Annotated in this window: 1 protein-coding gene and 1 pseudogene; both read left to right on the plus strand. The window is 46.4% G+C overall.

The window, feature by feature from the left end; translation table 11 throughout:
• Position 1 precedes the first annotated feature (1 nt).
• Positions 2-952, plus strand: coding sequence for an ABC transporter ATP-binding protein (locus H6S82_RS32010; protein WP_190463841.1), 951 nt, complete (start codon positions 2-4; stop codon positions 950-952).
• Positions 953-1083: 131 nt separating this feature from the next.
• A pseudogene (locus H6S82_RS32015) lies at positions 1084-1681 on the plus strand (hypothetical protein); the annotation flags it as partial.

The following is a 1681-nucleotide window of genomic DNA, read 5'->3' on the forward strand; positions in this document are numbered from 1 at the left end:
TATGGCAAAGGAACTGGCGATTTCTACCCGTGGACTTACCAAGCAATTTGACCGCCATATAGCCGTCAACGATATCGATTTAGAGGTAGAAGCGGGTGAAGTCTACGGATTGATCGGGCCAAACGGAGCTGGCAAAACAACGCTGATCCGGATGTTGGCGGCAGCTGAGGAACCAACTATAGGGGAAATTTATATTAATGGCGATCGTCTGTTGCGCGATCGAAGCAATCCTACCCTCAAACGTCGTCTGGGCTACCTTCCCGATGACTTTCCCCTCTACGACGACCTCACCGTTTGGGACTACCTGGATTATTTTGCCCGACTTTATCGCTTGCGGGAACCGCGCCGCAGTCAGCGCCTGTACGATGTTTTGGAACTGGTGCAGCTCACTAATAAACGCAACAGTCAAATTTCAACCTTATCCAGGGGGATGAAACAGCGGCTCAGTCTTGCTAGAACTATTATTCACGAGCCGATCGTACTATTGCTGGACGAACCTGTATCCGGATTGGACCCCATTGCCAGAATGCAGTTTCGAGACATCATCAAAGCGCTGCGGGAAGCTGGGATGACGATTTTGATTTCCTCCCACGTCCTCAGCGACTTAGCCGAACTCTGCACCTCGGTGGGCATCATGGAATTAGGTTATTTGGTAGAAAGTTCTTCCCTAAAGGAACTTTATCGCCGCCTCAGTCGCCAGCAAATTATCATATCCAGCTTGGGTAGCCCAGAAGCACTTGTAGCGGAATTGAAAAATCATTCTTTTGTAGAAGATTGGGAGGTATTGCCAGCAACAAATCAAGTACAAGTTCATTTTTCCGGAAATCCGGAAGATTCGGCTAAGTTATTGCGATCGCTCGTTGAAGCTGGCATTCCCCTCACCGAATTCCACTGCACCCAAGAAGATTTAGAAACCATTTTCCTCAAACTCGGTCACAAACAAGCATCCTAGAGAGAGGGAGAGGGAAGATAGAGAGGGAATTGGAAATCAGCTTTGTTGGCAGGAGGTGCGGAAACTTAAAACAGAAAATTGTAGATTTGAAATGAAAAAATCAATCAAATTTTACTGGGAGAATTTCGATCGTGAAACTTAACTTGATAGAGAGAATCGGCGATTTGAACCCGCAGCTATTGCGGGAACTCAAAGGTCGCCTAAAAACCAGAAATATAGCGATCGCAGCCGGAATTTCTCTACTAGGTCAGCTGCTACTGCTAATGTCTTTCTACGGCCAACTTCCTACAGAGAAATCTTACCCAGGGACGATCGCTAACCGATACTGCACTGGTAAAGAACAGTATTATCAGGTATACGAATGTTTCCAAGATTTTGCCGGTAATTTCGTTATTAAATGGCAGGTTTGGTGGCTAGACGTTTTTGTCTGGTTGAGTTTGTTCGCCATCTTCGGTTTGTTAGTAATTGGCACTTATATGGTAGTTGCCGATCTAGCACAGGAAGATCGTCGCGGTACGCTCAACTTTATACGTTTGAGTCCCCAATCTACCCAAAGCATTTTAGGGGGGAAACTGCTGGGCTCTCCAGTTTTACTGTATACAGTAGCTGCTTTAGCAGTGCCTCTGCATCTGTGGACTGGTATTTCCGGCGGCATCTCTTTAGGTTTAATTTTAACCTTCTACGGAGTTATCGCTGTTAGCTGCCTGTTATTCTACAGTGGCGCACTGT

It is taken from the genome of Planktothrix sp. FACHB-1355 (assembly GCF_014748295.1).
In the GTDB taxonomy this organism is placed as follows: Bacteria; Cyanobacteriota; Cyanobacteriia; order Cyanobacteriales; family Aerosakkonemataceae; genus Aerosakkonema; species Aerosakkonema funiforme_A.

What these genes read in the sequence shown, in the direction of transcription:
- H6S82_RS32010 (WP_190463841.1), top strand. Translation starts at nt 2, where the DNA reads ATGGCAAAGGAACTGGCGATTTCTACCCGTGGACTTACCAAGCAATTT.